Consider the following 15,226-nt stretch of genomic DNA (forward strand, 5'->3'; position numbering starts at 1 on the left):
TTTTAGCTCTCCAGAGGTTACCCAACAAACGACCTTTAAGAGAGATATCATTCCGTTTATTCATGCTGCGAATCTGCCGGTAAAAAAGAGCATAGAGAAACAAGAAAAAGGACCACCCATGCTGAATAAACGCTACTTGCCGTCGATCACCGCGTTGCAGTGCTTCGAGGCCGTGACCCGGCATTTGAGCTTCACCCGTGCCGCCGAAGAGCTGAACCTGACGCAGAGCGCCGTGAGCAAACAGGTCGCGCAACTCGAAGAATTGCTGCAGCACCTGTTGTTCCGCCGGGTGCGTCGACGTCTGCAAATGACCCCCGCCGGCGATTTGTACCTGGTGGAGGTGCGAAAAATCCTCACCCAAGTCGAAATGTCGACCCATTACCTGCGCTCCTACGGCGGTGATACCGAAGTCTTGCGAGTCTCGACGCCTCCGACCTTCGGTGCGCGCTGGCTAGTGCCTCGCTTGAAAGGCTGGCGCCTGCGACATCCGTCGATCCATCTGGACCTGTGCAGCGAACAGGAAGCTGATGATCTGCTGCAAGGTCGCAGCGACCTGGCGTTCTACTTTGGTCAGGGCTCTCGGCCCGGCACCGAATGCCTGAAGCTGTTTGGCGAGGAGCTGGTACCGGTCTGCGCACCGGGCAGCCTGCCGGACACGCCGTTCACCGACCCGACGCAACTCACCGACCTGGTCCTGCTGCAAAATGCTTCCCGGCCCCAGGCCTGGCACGACTGGTTCGACAGCCAGGGCTACCACACCGAACACAGCTACCACGGCCCGCGCTTTGAAACCTTCTACATGTGCATCCGCGCCGCCCAGGTCGGCTGCGGCGTGGCGCTGCTGCCGAAGTTTCTGGTGGAAGAGGAATTGGCCGACGGCAAACTGGTCATTCCCTGGAAGCATGCGATGCCCAGCACCGATGCTTATTACCTGGCGTATCCGGAGCATTCGGCGGAAGTACCCAAGGTGCGGGATTTTGTGAAGTGGATGCTGGAGCAGATTGATAGTCCTGACCTGTCACAAATTTAGTGCCGCACTCAGTACCTGTAGCGAGGGAGCTTGCTCCCGTTGGGTCGCGCAGCGGCCCTTCAATCTGACAACCCGGCTTGTCAGGATCACTGCGGCCTCACGAAATAACAAAGAGCCCGTCGACAACGCTGGTTTGCGCGAGGCGTCCGCGCAAATCATCGTCGATAACTGGATCATCCATGCTGTATAGCCGCACCTTGCGATACACATCGATTCGATTGATCTCCTGACCGAGATATTCCCAAACAACACGCGAACACGCGGGAGTGCGATGGTCCGCAGCGGAAACGCCAATTTTCAAGCCATTGAGCCGAGTAATACAGCTTTTGAAGCTAGGAATAAGGATGGTTTGGCTGACTTCGTTGGAGGTCAGCGATTCGTAATCAATGAGAAACAAGCGATCCTGTAGGTAGTAGGCTACTCCCACATACCGATACTGCTCATACTCCTCTTCCGCGCCGACTATTTGTAAACGCTCATTTCGTTCGTACACGAAGTGCTGGTCTTCTTCATATACATGCACCAAAGCGCAAATAATAGAGCCAGGCTCCGTCATCGCGTGGTAATACTCATAGTAGTAACCCGTATAGGCTTTTATTTGCAAAGAAGACTGTTGCCGAAGGTGTTCAAGTATTCGTTCCGGCGCCGACACCTCGCGAGAAGAGTTTATTCGCACCGCCTTGCCACCAACAAGGTTGACAAACTGATCTGTCGGCAGACCTATTTCGAACTCTTCCACCCCAAAAAAATCACAAATACGCTTTAGGTTAAAAGCTGTTGGAACGCTATTCCCACATAAGTATTTATTAAATTGCCCACGATTAATCCGAAGTTTCCTACAGACTTCAGCGACAGATCGGTAGTGACTACACAGCAGCCTTAAGTTAGCCGGAAGAAAATCACGCATACAAGCCTTCACAGTAGTGCCAGAAGGCTCAAATATAGCAGCAACTCGCATCACTTTTAACCAACTTGCGAAATTGCGCACAACGATAAATGACCGGATATTACGGGACCTGAAAGCTTTCAGGAATCGCCACACTATCAATCCGCCAGCACTCTAAATAGCAAGGAGCTTTGAATGCTTGACGTCATTAATGACTTTCTCTCTGGAAAGGTTTTGATACCTTTAGTTCTTGGACTTGGAACCTACTTCACCATCCGGTCACGATTTGTACAGCTTCGCTACTTCGTCCACATGATTTCGGTATTACGTGGCAGCTCGCATACCGGCAACACCCACTTGAGCTCATTGCAGGCATTGACGCTCAGCCTTGCCGGACGGGTCGGAACCGGCAATATCGTTGGCGTCGGCATTGCCGTGAGCATGGGCGGCCCCGGTGCGGTGTTCTGGATGTGGATGACAGCTCTATTGGGTATGTCGAGTAGCTTTTTCGAATGCGCATTGGGTCAACTCTACAAACGCTGCGATGCAAACGGTCAATATCGTGGAGGCCCGTCCTGGTACATCCAGCATGGCCTGGGCAAACGCTGGCTCGGAACGATTGCCGCTCTCCTGCTTTTGGTGACCTTCGGGTTTGCCATTAATGGCCTTGAGTCTCATGCCGTATCGCACTCTCTCAACAATGCCTTTGGTTTATCGACGACATGGTCCGGACTCACGCTGTCTTTGTTGCTGGGCATAGTGTTCGTGGGCGGTATAAAGCGTATCGCGGCGGTCGCCGATTTATTGGTTCCCCTTAAGGTTGTTGCCTATATCGGTGTAACGCTTTACGTGATCGTGTTGCAAATCGACCAGGTCCCCGGAGTGCTGCTCAGCATTGTCAAAAGCGCGTTCGGACTGGATCAGGCTTTGGGCGGGCTGGTGGGCAGTGCAATCATTATGGGGGTGAGGCGCGGAGTGTTCTCCAATGAAGCAGGACTGGGCAGCGCGCCTAACGTCGCCTCTGCGGCAAAAATCGCCCATCCGATAGCACAAGGCGTGGTGCAGGCGTTCAGTGTCTTCATCGATACCATCGTTATTTGTACGTGTACCGCGTTGATCATTTTGCTTTCTGGTTTTTATGCTCCCGGTTTCGAAGGCGACGGTATTGCGTTGGCACAAAACTCGCTTGCTGAGGTAGTAGGCGATTGGGGCCGGATGTTTATCAGCGTGGTACTTGCCCTGTTTGTGTTCACGGCAATGCTCTACAACTACTATCTGGGAGAAAACAGTTTACGATTCATCTTCGCAGCGCCGCATAAATCATTAGTTACGTACCGCATATCCGTATTGATGCTGGTCTTTTGGGGTTCGGTTGAAGACCTTTCCACGGTGCTCGCGTTTGCCGACATCACCATGACACTTTTGGCCTTGGTCAACCTTGTTGCGATGACACTGCTATTCAAAGTCTGTACGCGAATCCTTGGCGACTATGATGAACAACGTCGCGCTGGAACAAAAACCCCCGTTTTTGACTCAAGCAAATTTAGCGATCTGGATCTCGATTTGACAGCTTGGCCCGCGATAACAAATCCTCTCTCGCCGAAGAACTCTGTTTGTGCGGATCGGCCCGCTGCTAAAGCTCAGATCGCGTAAATTTCAATGAACGCTGAGCCAGCGCACTTATGCGGTGGTTCAGCCGACAAGCAATGCCCAGGCAATATCAACACCCATAAAAAAACAATTACTCGCGCCCTCACACCCCAAGCGCGTTCAAGGAGTTCGTCTGTGAATCGCTATCAGCCTCTTAAATCTAACGCATCTAACACTCCAACTTTTTATATAGACTCGCACATCGCACCCCACCTGTTATTTGAAGATGCCTGCTTCAGAATACGCGCTGCCACGAGCCTTTTAGAGGCGTTGACCTCTGTAACCGTTAAACATACTAATGATGCTGATTTCTTCCGCCTGATACTTCCAGCCTATTTATTGCTACAGGACGGTGTCGACGTGCTGGACCAAATAACATTCAAAGGAGTGTAAATCGTGGCCAAATCAGCGACCCATGAAATGATAAAAGCAGCAATGATCAAGGCAATTGAAACAGGGCTTATTCCTCGTCACTCCCACCTTGATGGCTATGTAAGAAGCTGGGAAAGCCTGGCGCTCGTCATCCAGGCAGCGCTTGAGGCAACAGCAGATAATTGAGGAACCACAGGTGTTTGCATTTGAAGGGGCCAGCAATATGTGATTATTCCATCATGAACACAAAAAAAACTGGCTATCCCCACCCCTGATATGCGCCACTAGCCCCATTCATTGAAACAGTTGCAACGTCGCTGCCACGGGCCGCGGCCAGCCTGGAGACCCCTTATGAGCGAGAGTGTGTTTGCCGATCGCATCGTGCAGAACCTGCTCGACACCGACTTCTACAAACTGACGATGATGCAGGCGGTGCTGCACAACTACCCTAATGTGGAAGTCGAATGGGAGTTTCGTTGCCGTAACAGTGAGGATTTGCGCCCGTACCTGGCGGAGATCCGCTTTCAGATCGAGCGTCTGGCCGAATTGAGCCTCAGTGCCGATCAGTTGAGTTTCCTGGAGCGCATCAGCTTTCTGAAACCGGATTTCCTGCGTTTTCTCGGGCTGTTCCGCTTCAACCTGCGCTATATCCATACCGGCATCGAAAACGGCGAGTTGTTCATCCGTCTGCGCGGACCGTGGCTGCACGTGATTCTGTTCGAAGTGCCGCTACTGGCCATGGTCAGCGAAGTACGCAACCGTTATCGCTACCGGGAAATCGTTCTGGAGCAGGCCCGCGAACAGCTCTATCGCAAGTTCGACTGGCTGACCGCCAACGCCAGCGCGGACGAATTGTCCGAGTTGCAAGTAGCCGATTTCGGCACCCGCCGTCGCTTCTCGTACCGTGTACAGGAAGAAGTGGTGAACGTGCTCAAGCATGACTTCCCCGGTCGCTTCGTCGGTACCAGCAACGTGCACCTGTCCCGGGAGCTGGACATGAAGCCGCTGGGCACTATGGCCCACGAATGGATCATGGCGCACCAGCAACTCGGTCCGCGGCTGATCGACAGCCAGATTGCCGCCCTCGACTGCTGGGTCCGCGAATATCGGGGTTTGCTGGGGATCGCCCTGACCGACTGCATCACCTCCGATGCCTTCCTCAACGATTTCGACCTGTTCTTTGCCAAGCTCTTCGACGGCTTGCGCCACGATTCCGGTGACCCGGTGCAGTGGGCGGAAAAAGCCATCGCCCACTATCACAAGCTTGGCATCGACCCGATGAGCAAGACCCTGGTGTTTTCCGACAGTCTGACGCTGCCCAAGTCTCTGGAGATTTTTCGGGCATTGCGCGGTCGGATCAATGTCAGCTTCGGCATCGGCACCAACCTGACGTGCGATATTCCGGGTGTCGAACCGATGAGCATCGTGCTTAAAATGACGGCCTGCAACGGCCAGCCAGTGGCCAAGATTTCTGATGAGCCTGGCAAGACTCACTGCAAAGACCCGAATTTCGTCGCCTATTTGCGACATGTTTTCCAAGTACCTGCCGCCATTTCCAGCCCATCTAGCAAGGAGTGAATTCATGCAAGCCGTACAGCGTGAGATTGCTGAACAGCTCAAGGTCCAACCGCCCTTCGCGGACCAACTCGCCCTCGAGGCTGAAGTTGCCCGGCGGATTACCTTCATTCAGGACTGCCTGGTCAATGCCGGGCTCAAGACGCTGGTGCTGGGCATCAGCGGCGGCGTCGACTCCCTGACCGCCGGCCTGCTGGCCCAGCGCGCCATGCGTGAACTGCGCGAGCGCACGGGTAATGCCAGCTACAAGTTCATCGCCGTGCGCCTGCCTTATGGCGTCCAGTTCGACGAGCATGATGCCCAGGCCTCAGTGGACTTCATTGCCCCCGATGAGCGCCACACCGTAAACATCGGCCCGGCGGTCAAATCCCTGGCCAGCGAAGTGGCGGCCTTCGAGGGCAAGGAGGCGGTACAGAAGGATTTTGTGCTGGGCAACACCAAGGCGCGGATGCGCATGGTCGCGCAATACACCATCGCCGGCGCAGCTCACGGCCTGGTGATCGGCACCGATCACGCGGCAGAAGCGGTAATGGGCTTCTTCACCAAATTCGGTGACGGCGCCTGCGACCTCGCACCGCTGAGCGGCCTGGTGAAAAATCAGGTCCGGGCGATTGCCCGCAGTTTCGGCGCACCGGAGTCGCTGGTGGAAAAAATCCCGACCGCCGACCTAGAAGACCTGTCGCCGGGCAAACCGGACGAAGCGTCCCACGGCGTGACCTACGCCGAGATCGACGCCTTCCTGCACGGCGAACCGGTGCGTGAAGAAGCGTTCAAGATCATCTGCGACACTTACAAAAAGACCCATCACAAGCGTGTGATGCCGTTTGCGCCTTGAGGACCTTGCCCTTATAGAAACCTGTAGGAGCTGTCGAGTGAAACGAGGCTGCGATCTTTTGATCTTGCTTTTAAGATCACAATCAAAAGATCGCAGCCTCGTTTCACTCGACAGCTCCTACAAGGATTCGGCCTGGCCCAATAATGAGCACAAAAAAAGCGTCCCTAATGGACGCTTTTTTTGTGGGTTCGATTCGATTACTTCAGAGTAACCGTACCTTTCATCATCGAGATGTGGCCCGGGAACGAGCAGAAGAAACCGTACTTTTCAGCAGCATTGAGCTTTGACACGTCGAAAGTCACCGAGTCTTTTTCCTTGGCGCCGATGAGCTTGGTGTGAGCGATGATGCGGGCATCACCTTCTTTCAGGTAGTCCTTGTCGATGCCGGCAGTCAAACCATCGGTAGCGATCGGCTGCATGTCGGCTTCTTTGCTCAGCACCCAGTTATGGCCCATCACGTTTTTTGGCAGGCTGCCGGAGTGGGTCAGCTCAACGGTGAAGGTCTTGCAGCTTTTGTCGATTTCAATGGCCTTGGTGTTGAAGGACATCTGATCGGTGGAGTCGATGGTCGTCTTGCACTCGGCAGCCATCAATTGGCTGCTGGCCAGTGTCAGCAGGGATACTGCAACAAGTTTGGCAAACATGGTGAATCTCCAAGGCAGGGTTAACAAAAGTGCTAATGGACAGAAGACTGCCTGAAATCTTCGCAAGTTCCTATGACCTGAATCAAAAATTGTATACAACTTTCGAGCTATGACACTCATCGAAACAATCTACCAGCCAGACGTCTGGCACGGCCCTATCATCAGGACCGTCATCTCTCATCCGGAGCGCCTGTCATGTCTTTCAACCGTTTTTTGAGCAGTTTGCTCGCCGCTTATGCCTGTGGCGCCAGCGGTACCTGTGAAACACCTGAACGCGAGGTTTAACCCTTGGAACGAGGCAAGCCTGCCTTTACTCTGTGGCCCTGATGACCATGGAGTAAGGCATGTCTTTAGCGTCCGTTTGTGTATTTTGCGGTGCCAGCACTGGCACTAACCCGGCTTATCGTGAAGCGGCTGTCGCCCTGGGGCGAGCATTGGCCGAGCGCAAGTTGACTCTGGTCTATGGCGGCGGCGCCGTCGGGCTGATGGGGATTGTGGCCGATGCCGCGCTGGCGGCCGGCGGTGAAGTGATCGGAATCATCCCGCAGAGCCTCAAAGACAAGGAAATCGGCCACAGCGGCCTGACTCGCCTGGAAGTGGTCGATGGCATGCATGCGCGCAAGGCGCGAATGGCCGAGCTCAGCGACGCCTTCATCGCTCTGCCCGGCGGCTTGGGCACCCTGGAAGAGCTGTTCGAAGTCTGGACCTGGGGCCAGCTCGGCTATCACGGCAAACCGCTGGGTTTGCTGGAAGTGAACGGTTTCTACAGCAAGTTGACGTCTTTTCTTGATCATATCGTCGGCGAAGGCTTCGTTCGCGAAGCGCACCGTGACATGCTGCAAATGAGCGAATCGCCGCAAACCCTGCTCGATGCACTGGACGCCTGGCAACCCTCGGTACCGCCAAAATGGACCGAGCAAAAACCCAGCTAACGGCTAGGCATCGATACAGGGCAGAATATGCGCCGCTCAACCTCACCTTCGACCCCAGAGGATCGCCCATGGCTAAACCTAATTATTCCTTCGCCAAACGTCAGAGAGACTTGGCCAAGGAGCAGAAGAAAGAGGAAAAGCTTCAGCGCAAGAAAGCTACAGCTGAAGAAGAAGCAGCAGCACTGAACCCGGATACCGAAGGCGAAGTGGCTACAGACGAAACTGAAGCACCGAAAGATCAGGCGCCCGACGCCTGAGACCCTCAGGGCCCGATGATCTGATCAGGCCCACCGGATCTGTGTCCAGGGTCAGCAACGATGTTGCTGACCCTCACAGTCCCATCTGAAATCCCTCCCCCTCACCACATAGAATCTCCCACACTGGATCTTCGTTACTCCAATGGCATTACGGTAACTCGTACCTCCGGATCATGGCTGCCACCGCCCAGGATCACCCCACGCAACGGCGACACATCGGAAAAGTCCCGTCCCCAGGCCAGGGTGATGTGTTCCAGCGCCGGTTGCACATTGTTGGTCGGGTCGAAATCCACCCAGCCCAGCACCGGGCAAAACACCGACACCCAGGCATGAGACGCATCGGCACCAATCAGCCGTGGCTGGCCCGGCGGGGGCTGGGTCAGCAAGTAGCCGCTGATATAGCGCGCCGCTAATCCACGGGAGCGCACACAAGCGAGCATCAAGTGCGCAAAGTCCTGGCAAACCCCGCGCCGCCTCTCCAGCACTTCCACCAGCGGCGTTGCCACTTGGGTCGCTTCGGCGTCGAAGGTGAATTCGCTGAAGATCTTCTCCATCAACGCCTGAACCCCCAGCAGCAATGGCCGGCCTGGAGGAAAACAACTTTCGGAGAACTCGACGAAGTTGCGCTTCAAGTGCACGTAAGGCGATTCGAACCGGTAACGACAGGCTTCCAGCAGTTCAGGAGAGAGCGGCTGACTGCTATAGGTCAGCGCATTGCAGGTTTCTTCCCAGGCTGGTGATTGATTGAAGTCCAACGATGGTCGGGCCAGCACTTCGACCGTCAGGCTGGCGTTGACCAGCAACTCATCGTGCGGCCGCTCGAATGCCAGCCGGGTTAGCGGGTTACCGAACACATCCAGTTCATCCCGGCGCGAGGTCGGATCGGGACTGATCTGCAATTGCTGATCGGTGCAGCGCTGCCAAATGCAAGCCCGCGGCCACAGATGCGCCAATTGCTGGGCCAGGGATACCGGGCTGTCATAGTGATAATGGGTGTCGTGAAAAATCTGGTAATGGGCATTCATCAGACGGACACCGTACGTTGGCTGACATCATCGACATGGGCGAAATGGCGCAAGGCCAGGCGATCCGATACTTGTCCGCTGGCATCGGCGATTTCTTGCAACAGATCGGCCAACCCTTCTATGGCGGCTCGAACACTCGCCTCGCCAAACAATGAGTTTTCCAGGCAACCCAGATCGAAGCGCGCCAGCCGATCCACCAACTGCGGCAGACCTGTTTCACGCGGCGCACCAAAGTCATCGTTCAAGCGCTTCAGCGTGCGGGTCACCAGTTTCAACTGGAACAGCACCGCGTGAGGGTTCTGCTCGTCGAGCAACAACAGGTCCAGCACCGGGATCAATTGCGCCACCGCCAGATACCGCGAGCGGTAGGTGATGCTGCTGTTGCCCAGCTCCAGCAGCCATTCCAGCCCGGCCTGATCGAAAGTCCCGGCGCCACGCAGAAACGCCGCCAAGCTGCCGCTGAGAAACTGCAGCCGCTCGATCCGTCGTCCGATCATCAGGAAACGCCAGCCTTCGTCCCGGGTCATGTCGTCAAGGGCAAAACCGGACAGCGCCGCCAGTGACATCACCAGTCGGTTGAGGAAATCCAGCAGTTCGCCGAAATCCGGCTCTTCGGTTTCCAGTTCCATGGCCTCGCGCTGCAACTCCACCAGCGCTTGCCAGTTCTCTCGCGAAAGCTTGCCGCGCACTTGCGACGCCGCCCACTGCAAGCGTTGCAGATTGGAGCGCAGGCTGAACGGCCAATCATCGCCGAGCAGCGCCGCCAACAATCGCTCTGGTAATTCGCCCTCCTCCGGCAACAGATTCAGACGCTCACCGAGATCGACTGCCGCCTCCAGGGCTTGCGGGTCATCGCCATCGACATAGCGCGCGAGCATGATGCGCAGCAGCCGCGCGCTGTCATCGCAGCGCTCACAGTAACGGCCGAACCAGAATAGATTCTCAACCACCCGCGATGGCAGATACGGATCGCGTCGTACCAGATCATGAACGCCAATGTTGCGCTGGGCTTTCCATTGTTCACCGCTGGGCGGGCGATCGCCCAACACCCAAGTATCCTTGCTGGCGCCGCCGCGCTGCATCGACACCACTTCGGCGTCGGCTTCGGCGGCAACCCGGGTCAGCCCGCCGGGCAGTACTCGATAGCCGTCCCGACTGGCCACCGCATACACGCGCATGCCAATGGCCCGCGGTTGCAACTGACCACCTTCGGCCTGCCAGATCGGCGCTTGGGACAGTTGCGCCAATTCTTGCGCAACATAGGCATAAGGCCGTGCCTGCATGCGCTCAGCCAAGGCTTGACGCTGTTTTTCACTCAAATCACGACCAAACACCGGGGCGAAGCTCTGCGACGGAAACGCCGGTTTTATCAACAGCTCTGGCAGTTTTTCCAGGGCTTGGGCCAGCACCGGCGCTTCACCGCACCACCAGGTCGCGATGGACGGCAGGATCAGCTCTTCACCGAACAGATACTGATTAATCTTCGGCAGGAAACCCAGCAACCCTGGCGACTCCAGCACGCCGCTGCCGAGGGCGTTGGCCACCAGCACCCGGCCCTGACGCACAGCTTCAAGCAGCCCCGGCACGCCGAGGGCCGAGTCGGTGCGTAGCTCCAGTGGGTCGCAGAAATCATCGTCGAGCCGACGCATGATCGCGTGAACCCGACGCAGACCACTCAAGGTTTTCAGGTAGACCGTGGCATCCCGGACGGTCAGGTCGCCGCCCTCCACCAACGGATAACCGAGCTGACGAGCCAGGTACAAGTGTTCGAAATAGCTTTCGTTGAAACGTCCCGGCGTCAGCAGCACCACCAGTGGCGCTTCGTCATCGCTCGGCGCCTGACGGGCGAGCGTTTCCTGAAGGGTGCGGAAAAACCCGGCCAGGTGCTGCACCTTCAAATCGCGGTACAACTCGGGGAAGGCCCGGGACACGATGGTGCGGTTTTCAAGCGCGTAACCGGCACCGGATGGCGCTTGAGTCCGGTCCGCCGTCACCCACCAGCGACCGTCAGGTGTGCGCGCCAGATCCACGGCGTACAGATGCAGAAAGGCCCCGTCGGGCGGCGCAATGCCCTGACAGGGCCAGAGGAAGTTGTTGTGACCGAACACCAGCTCAGCCGGCAGCAGGCCTTCGGCGATCAAGCGCTGAGGGCCGTACAAATCCGCCAGCACAGCATTGAGCAAGCGCGCCCGTTGAGCGATCCCGGCCGATAATTGTTCCCACTCATCGGCGGCAATCACATGAGGCAGCAGGTCCAGCTCCCACGGTCGGTCGGCACCCTTGGGGTCGGCGTAGACGTTATAGGTCACGCCGTTTTCCTGGATCTGTCGGGTCAGCAGAGCCTGACGCTGCACCAGTTGCGCTGGCGTGCTGCGTTGCAATTGATCGAACAGTCGCTGCCAGTGCGGGCGCACGGCACCGCTGTCGTCGAGCAGTTCGTGGTAAGTGCCCGCGGTCAGCGGGTAGCGGTCAAGCAGGTCAGGCATGGAAAGCTCGGCAGACAGCAAAGAACGGTCAGACTAACGCAGGCTCATGACGCCCGGATATACGAAAAATCCGAGCGTCGCGTACGGTTTAGAAACGTCGTAAATCGAGAGTTATCGGTAGCTCGTCGTTAATTTCCAGATTCGGTATAGGAAGTTTCCCTGGCGAGTGTCCGAGACGGAAGAATCGCGCCATCCGCCGGCTCTCGGCCTCATTGGCGTTCACCGGCAGGCTGTCGTAGTTGCGCCCGCCCGGGTGGGCGACGTGGTACTGACAACCGCCCAGCGAACGCCCCATCCAGGTGTCGAGCAAGTCGAACACCAGCGGCGCGTGGACCGGGATGGTCGGTTGCAGGCAGTTGGCCGGTTGCCAGGCGCGAAAGCGTACGCCGGCGACGAACTCACCGACTCGCCCCGTGGGTTGCAACGGCACTGGAATGCCATTGCAGGTCAACAGATAACGCTGGGGCGGCAGGCCGCTGAGCTTGACCTGCAAACGCTCCAGCGACGAATCCACGTAACGCACCGTGCCACCTGCCGCGCCCTCCTCGCCGAGTACATGCCAAGGCTCCAGCGCCTGACGCAATTCCAGTTGGATGCCGCTGACGGCGTAGTCGCCGATCTTGGGAAAACGGAATTCCAGATGCGCCGCGAACCACTCGGCCCGCACGGGGTAACCGGCGGCATTGAGGTCGACGATCACATCAGCGAAATCCTGCTCGATAAAGTGCGGCAACAGGAACCGGTCGTGCAGCTCTGTGCCCCAGCGCGCCAGTTTCGGCGGTGCATAAGGCTCGCGCCAGAACCGCGCCACCAACGCCCGCAGCAACAATTGCTGAGCCAGGCTCATTCGCGCGTGGGGCGGCATTTCAAAGGCTCGCAGTTCCAGTAACCCGAGGCGCCCGGTGGCGCCGTCCGGCGAATACAGTTTGTCGATACAAAACTCGGCGCGGTGGGTGTTGCCGGTCACGTCGATCAGCAGATTGCGCAGCAGTCGATCCACCAGCCAAGGTGGGCACTCCTCGCCCGGCTTCGGCATTTGTGCGAAGGCGATTTCCAGCTCATACAGCGAATCGTTGCGCGCCTCATCCACCCTCGGCGCCTGGGACGTCGGGCCGATGAACAAACCGGAAAACAGGTAGGACAAGGATGGATGATTGTGCCAGTAGCTGATCAGGCTGCGCAGCAGATCGGGACGGCGCAGAAACGGTGAGTCAGCCGGGGTCGCGCCACCCAATACGAAATGGTTGCCTCCGCCGGTGCCGGTGTGCCGGCCGTCGATCATGAACTTCTCGGTGGTGAGTCGAGTCTGGCGCGCCTCTTCATAAAGAAACTCGGTGCGCTCCACCAACTCATCCCAGGTGGCGGACGGCTGGACGTTAACCTCAATCACCCCTGGATCCGGAGTAACGCGGAAGTTACTCAGGCGCGGATCGCTTGGCGGTTCATAGCCTTCCAGCAACACCGGGCAATGCAATTCCTCGGCGGTGGCTTCGATGGCGGCGACCAGTTCCAGATAGTCCTCGACCCGCTCCAATGGCGGCATGAACAGGTACAACCGGCCTTCTCGCGCTTCGGCGCAGAATGCGGTGCGGGTCAGCCAGTCGGCGGACTCGTCGATCTTTGGCGCACGCTCGTCGGCGGTTTGCGGTTGAGCGTGATTCTGTAGCTGGTCGGTGCCCGGCAGCTCAGGGAAATCCTGATTCGGGTCGACAGGGTGAATGAACGGATACTCCGCTGCCTTCACCCAGGGCTGCGAACCGAGTGGCAAACGATACCCCAGCGGCGAATCCCCCGGCACCAATCGGCAATGATCTTCGCGCAGATACCAGCGACCGCTCTGCCACTGATCGCCCTTGGCGGTGCGCGCCAGCGGCAGGACCTGACCGATAACCTTGTCCAGACCCTGACTGAAGACTTTGCGCAGACGCGCCCGCTCCAAAGGCTCTTCGAGACGAGAGTCTTCGGCGCTGACGTTCTGTGGCAAAGCGCCTTCGCGCCAGAGGTAATAGAAATTGTCTTCGTAGGCCGGGAATACAAAGCGTGTCGGAATTTTCAGGCGTTCGGCGACACTCGCCAGAAAACGCCCGGCCAACTCGCCATCGGCACCGTAGTCTTCCTGCTCATCGGCGATCAGCGCGCTGTTGTGCCAGATCGGCACACCGTCGCGACGCCAGTAGCAGTTCAGCGACCAGCGCGGCAGTTGCTCGCCGGGATACCACTTGCCCTGACCGAAATGCACGAGACCTTTGGGTGCGTAATGTTTGCGCATGCGTTGAAACAGTTCGGCAGACAGTCGACGCTTGTCGGGCCCTAGCGCTGCGGTATTCCACTCGGCGCCGTCCGGGTCATCGATGGAAACGAACGTCGGTTCGCCGCCCATGGTCAGGCGCACGTCGCCTTCGAACAGGTCGGCATCGATCTGCCGGCCCAATGCCTGAATCGCCAGCCATTGGTCTTCGGTGTAGGGCTTGGTAACCCGCGGCGCTTCCCAAATCCGCTCGACCGACATCTCGTGGGTGAATTCGCACTCGCACGGTTCCACCAAGCCACTGATCGGTGCCGCAGAGGACGGATCGGGACTACACGCCAACGGAATGTGTCCTTCACCGGCAAACAGCCCAGAAGTCGCGTCCAGGCCGATCCAGCCAGCACCGGGTAAATAGACCTCGCACCAGGCGTGCAGGTCAGTGAAATCCACTTCGGTGCCCGAGGGGCCGTCGAGGCTTTTGACATCGGCGGTCAACTGAATCAGGTAACCGGACACGAAACGCGCCGCCAGGCCGAGGTTGCGCAGCAACTGCACCAGCAACCACGCCGAGTCGCGGCAGGAACCGGAGGCATGCTCGAGAGTGTATTCCGGGGTCTGTACGCCCGGTTCCATGCGAATCAGGTAGCCAATGTCTTCGCTGAGGCGCTGGTTGAGCGCGACCAGGAAATCCACGCTCGGTAGCGGCGTGCGATCGATGCCCTCCAGATAGGCCTTGAATTTCGGCGTCAGGGGCAAGGTTTCCAGGTACGGCGCCAGCTCTTTGCGCTCATCCGCAGCGTAGGCGAAAGGGATCTTTTCGGCGTAGGGCTCGAGGAAGAAGTCGAACGGATTGAAGACCGCCATCTCCGCCAGCAAGTCGACCTCAATCCGCAGCTCATCGGTTTTCTCCGGGAACACCAACCGCGCCAGGTAATTGCCCTGGGGATCCTGCTGCCAGTTGATGAAATGCTGCTCGGGAGAGACTTTCAGCGCATAGGACAGTATCCGCGTGCGACTGTGGGCAGCCGGGCGCAGGCGAACGATCTGCGGACCGAGCTCGACGGCGCGGTCGTAGCGGTAATGCGTGACGTGGTGCAATGCGACATGAATCGACACGGCGTGCCTCCTGCGAGCCTGGACGTTATCGAAAGCGGCGCAAGACTTATGCCATGCAGGCAGGTCGGACCCTTTCTTCCGTTACTCAAGGCAGTAGAGCACTAAAAGCGCGCATTGCTCGCTTTCGTGCGCGAAGGAGCGCACATAAATGTGGCGGATCGGTGGTTGAG

The 15,226-nt window shown here is 57.6% G+C and carries 12 protein-coding genes; 7 read left to right on the plus strand and 5 right to left on the minus strand.

The features are described from left to right. The first annotated feature begins 118 nt into the window (after positions 1-118). The gene (locus F6R97_RS11665) at positions 119-1,030 is read left to right on the plus strand and encodes a LysR family transcriptional regulator (protein WP_315866574.1); all 912 of its coding nucleotides are present in this window, start codon (positions 119-121) and stop codon (positions 1,028-1,030) included. 97 nt (positions 1,031-1,127) lie between these two features. Here the strand turns inward: F6R97_RS11665 and F6R97_RS11670 are convergent, their stop codons facing one another. Continuing rightward, positions 1,128-1,937: a helix-turn-helix domain-containing protein gene (locus tag F6R97_RS11670; RefSeq protein ID WP_048396153.1), complete on the minus strand. Its 810-nt coding sequence runs from the start codon at positions 1,935-1,937 to the stop codon at positions 1,128-1,130. Positions 1,938-2,111: 174 nt separating this feature from the next. Here F6R97_RS11670 and F6R97_RS11675 point away from each other — a divergent pair, with 174 nt between their 5' ends. The 4 genes from F6R97_RS11675 to nadE all read left to right on the plus strand — a co-directional run bounded on the left by F6R97_RS11675 (position 2,112) and on the right by nadE (position 6,348). Further along, positions 2,112-3,569, plus strand: coding sequence for an alanine/glycine:cation symporter family protein (locus tag F6R97_RS11675; protein WP_315866575.1), 1,458 nt, complete (start codon positions 2,112-2,114; stop codon positions 3,567-3,569). Positions 3,570-3,962: 393 nt separating this feature from the next. Beyond that, the gene (locus F6R97_RS11680) at positions 3,963-4,124 is read left to right on the plus strand and encodes a hypothetical protein (RefSeq protein ID WP_156877841.1); all 162 of its coding nucleotides are present in this window, start codon (positions 3,963-3,965) and stop codon (positions 4,122-4,124) included. Between the two features lie 165 nt (positions 4,125-4,289). Further along, on the plus strand, positions 4,290-5,516 hold the full coding sequence (pncB, locus tag F6R97_RS11685; RefSeq protein WP_223570425.1) for a nicotinate phosphoribosyltransferase: 1,227 nt from the start codon (positions 4,290-4,292) through the stop codon (positions 5,514-5,516). Positions 5,517-5,520: 4 nt separating this feature from the next. Then, positions 5,521-6,348 (plus strand): ammonia-dependent NAD(+) synthetase, encoded by an 828-nt coding sequence (gene nadE / locus F6R97_RS11690; RefSeq protein WP_048396149.1) that lies wholly within the window; start codon positions 5,521-5,523, stop codon positions 6,346-6,348. 197 nt (positions 6,349-6,545) lie between these two features. Here nadE and azu read toward each other — a convergent pair whose 3' ends face one another. After that, on the minus strand, positions 6,546-6,992 hold the full coding sequence (azu, locus tag F6R97_RS11695) for an azurin (protein WP_038978723.1): 447 nt from the start codon (positions 6,990-6,992) through the stop codon (positions 6,546-6,548). 344 nt (positions 6,993-7,336) lie between these two features. Here azu and F6R97_RS11700 point away from each other — a divergent pair, with 344 nt between their 5' ends. After that, positions 7,337-7,924, plus strand: coding sequence for a TIGR00730 family Rossman fold protein (locus tag F6R97_RS11700; RefSeq protein ID WP_007902708.1), 588 nt, complete (start codon positions 7,337-7,339; stop codon positions 7,922-7,924). A gap of 68 nt (positions 7,925-7,992) precedes the next feature. After that, positions 7,993-8,181, plus strand: coding sequence for a hypothetical protein (locus tag F6R97_RS11705; RefSeq protein ID WP_007902706.1), 189 nt, complete (start codon positions 7,993-7,995; stop codon positions 8,179-8,181). Positions 8,182-8,315: 134 nt separating this feature from the next. On the opposite strand, the gene F6R97_RS11710 is transcribed toward F6R97_RS11705, so the two are convergent. The 3 genes from F6R97_RS11710 to F6R97_RS11720 all read right to left on the minus strand — a co-directional run bounded on the left by F6R97_RS11710 (position 8,316) and on the right by F6R97_RS11720 (position 15,056). After that, on the minus strand, positions 8,316-9,206 hold the full coding sequence (locus tag F6R97_RS11710) for a transglutaminase family protein (protein ID WP_315866576.1): 891 nt from the start codon (positions 9,204-9,206) through the stop codon (positions 8,316-8,318). Then, positions 9,206-11,692: a circularly permuted type 2 ATP-grasp protein gene (locus F6R97_RS11715; protein ID WP_315866577.1), complete on the minus strand. Its 2,487-nt coding sequence runs from the start codon at positions 11,690-11,692 to the stop codon at positions 9,206-9,208. The genes F6R97_RS11710 and F6R97_RS11715 overlap by 1 nt, the downstream gene beginning before the upstream one ends. 88 nt (positions 11,693-11,780) lie before the next feature. Next, positions 11,781-15,056, minus strand: coding sequence for a transglutaminase family protein (locus F6R97_RS11720; RefSeq protein ID WP_315866578.1), 3,276 nt, complete (start codon positions 15,054-15,056; stop codon positions 11,781-11,783). Between the last annotated feature and the right edge of the window lie 170 nt (positions 15,057-15,226).

Source organism: Pseudomonas sp. JV414, from assembly GCF_032424305.1.
GTDB lineage: Bacteria > Pseudomonadota > Gammaproteobacteria > Pseudomonadales > Pseudomonadaceae > Aquipseudomonas > Aquipseudomonas lini.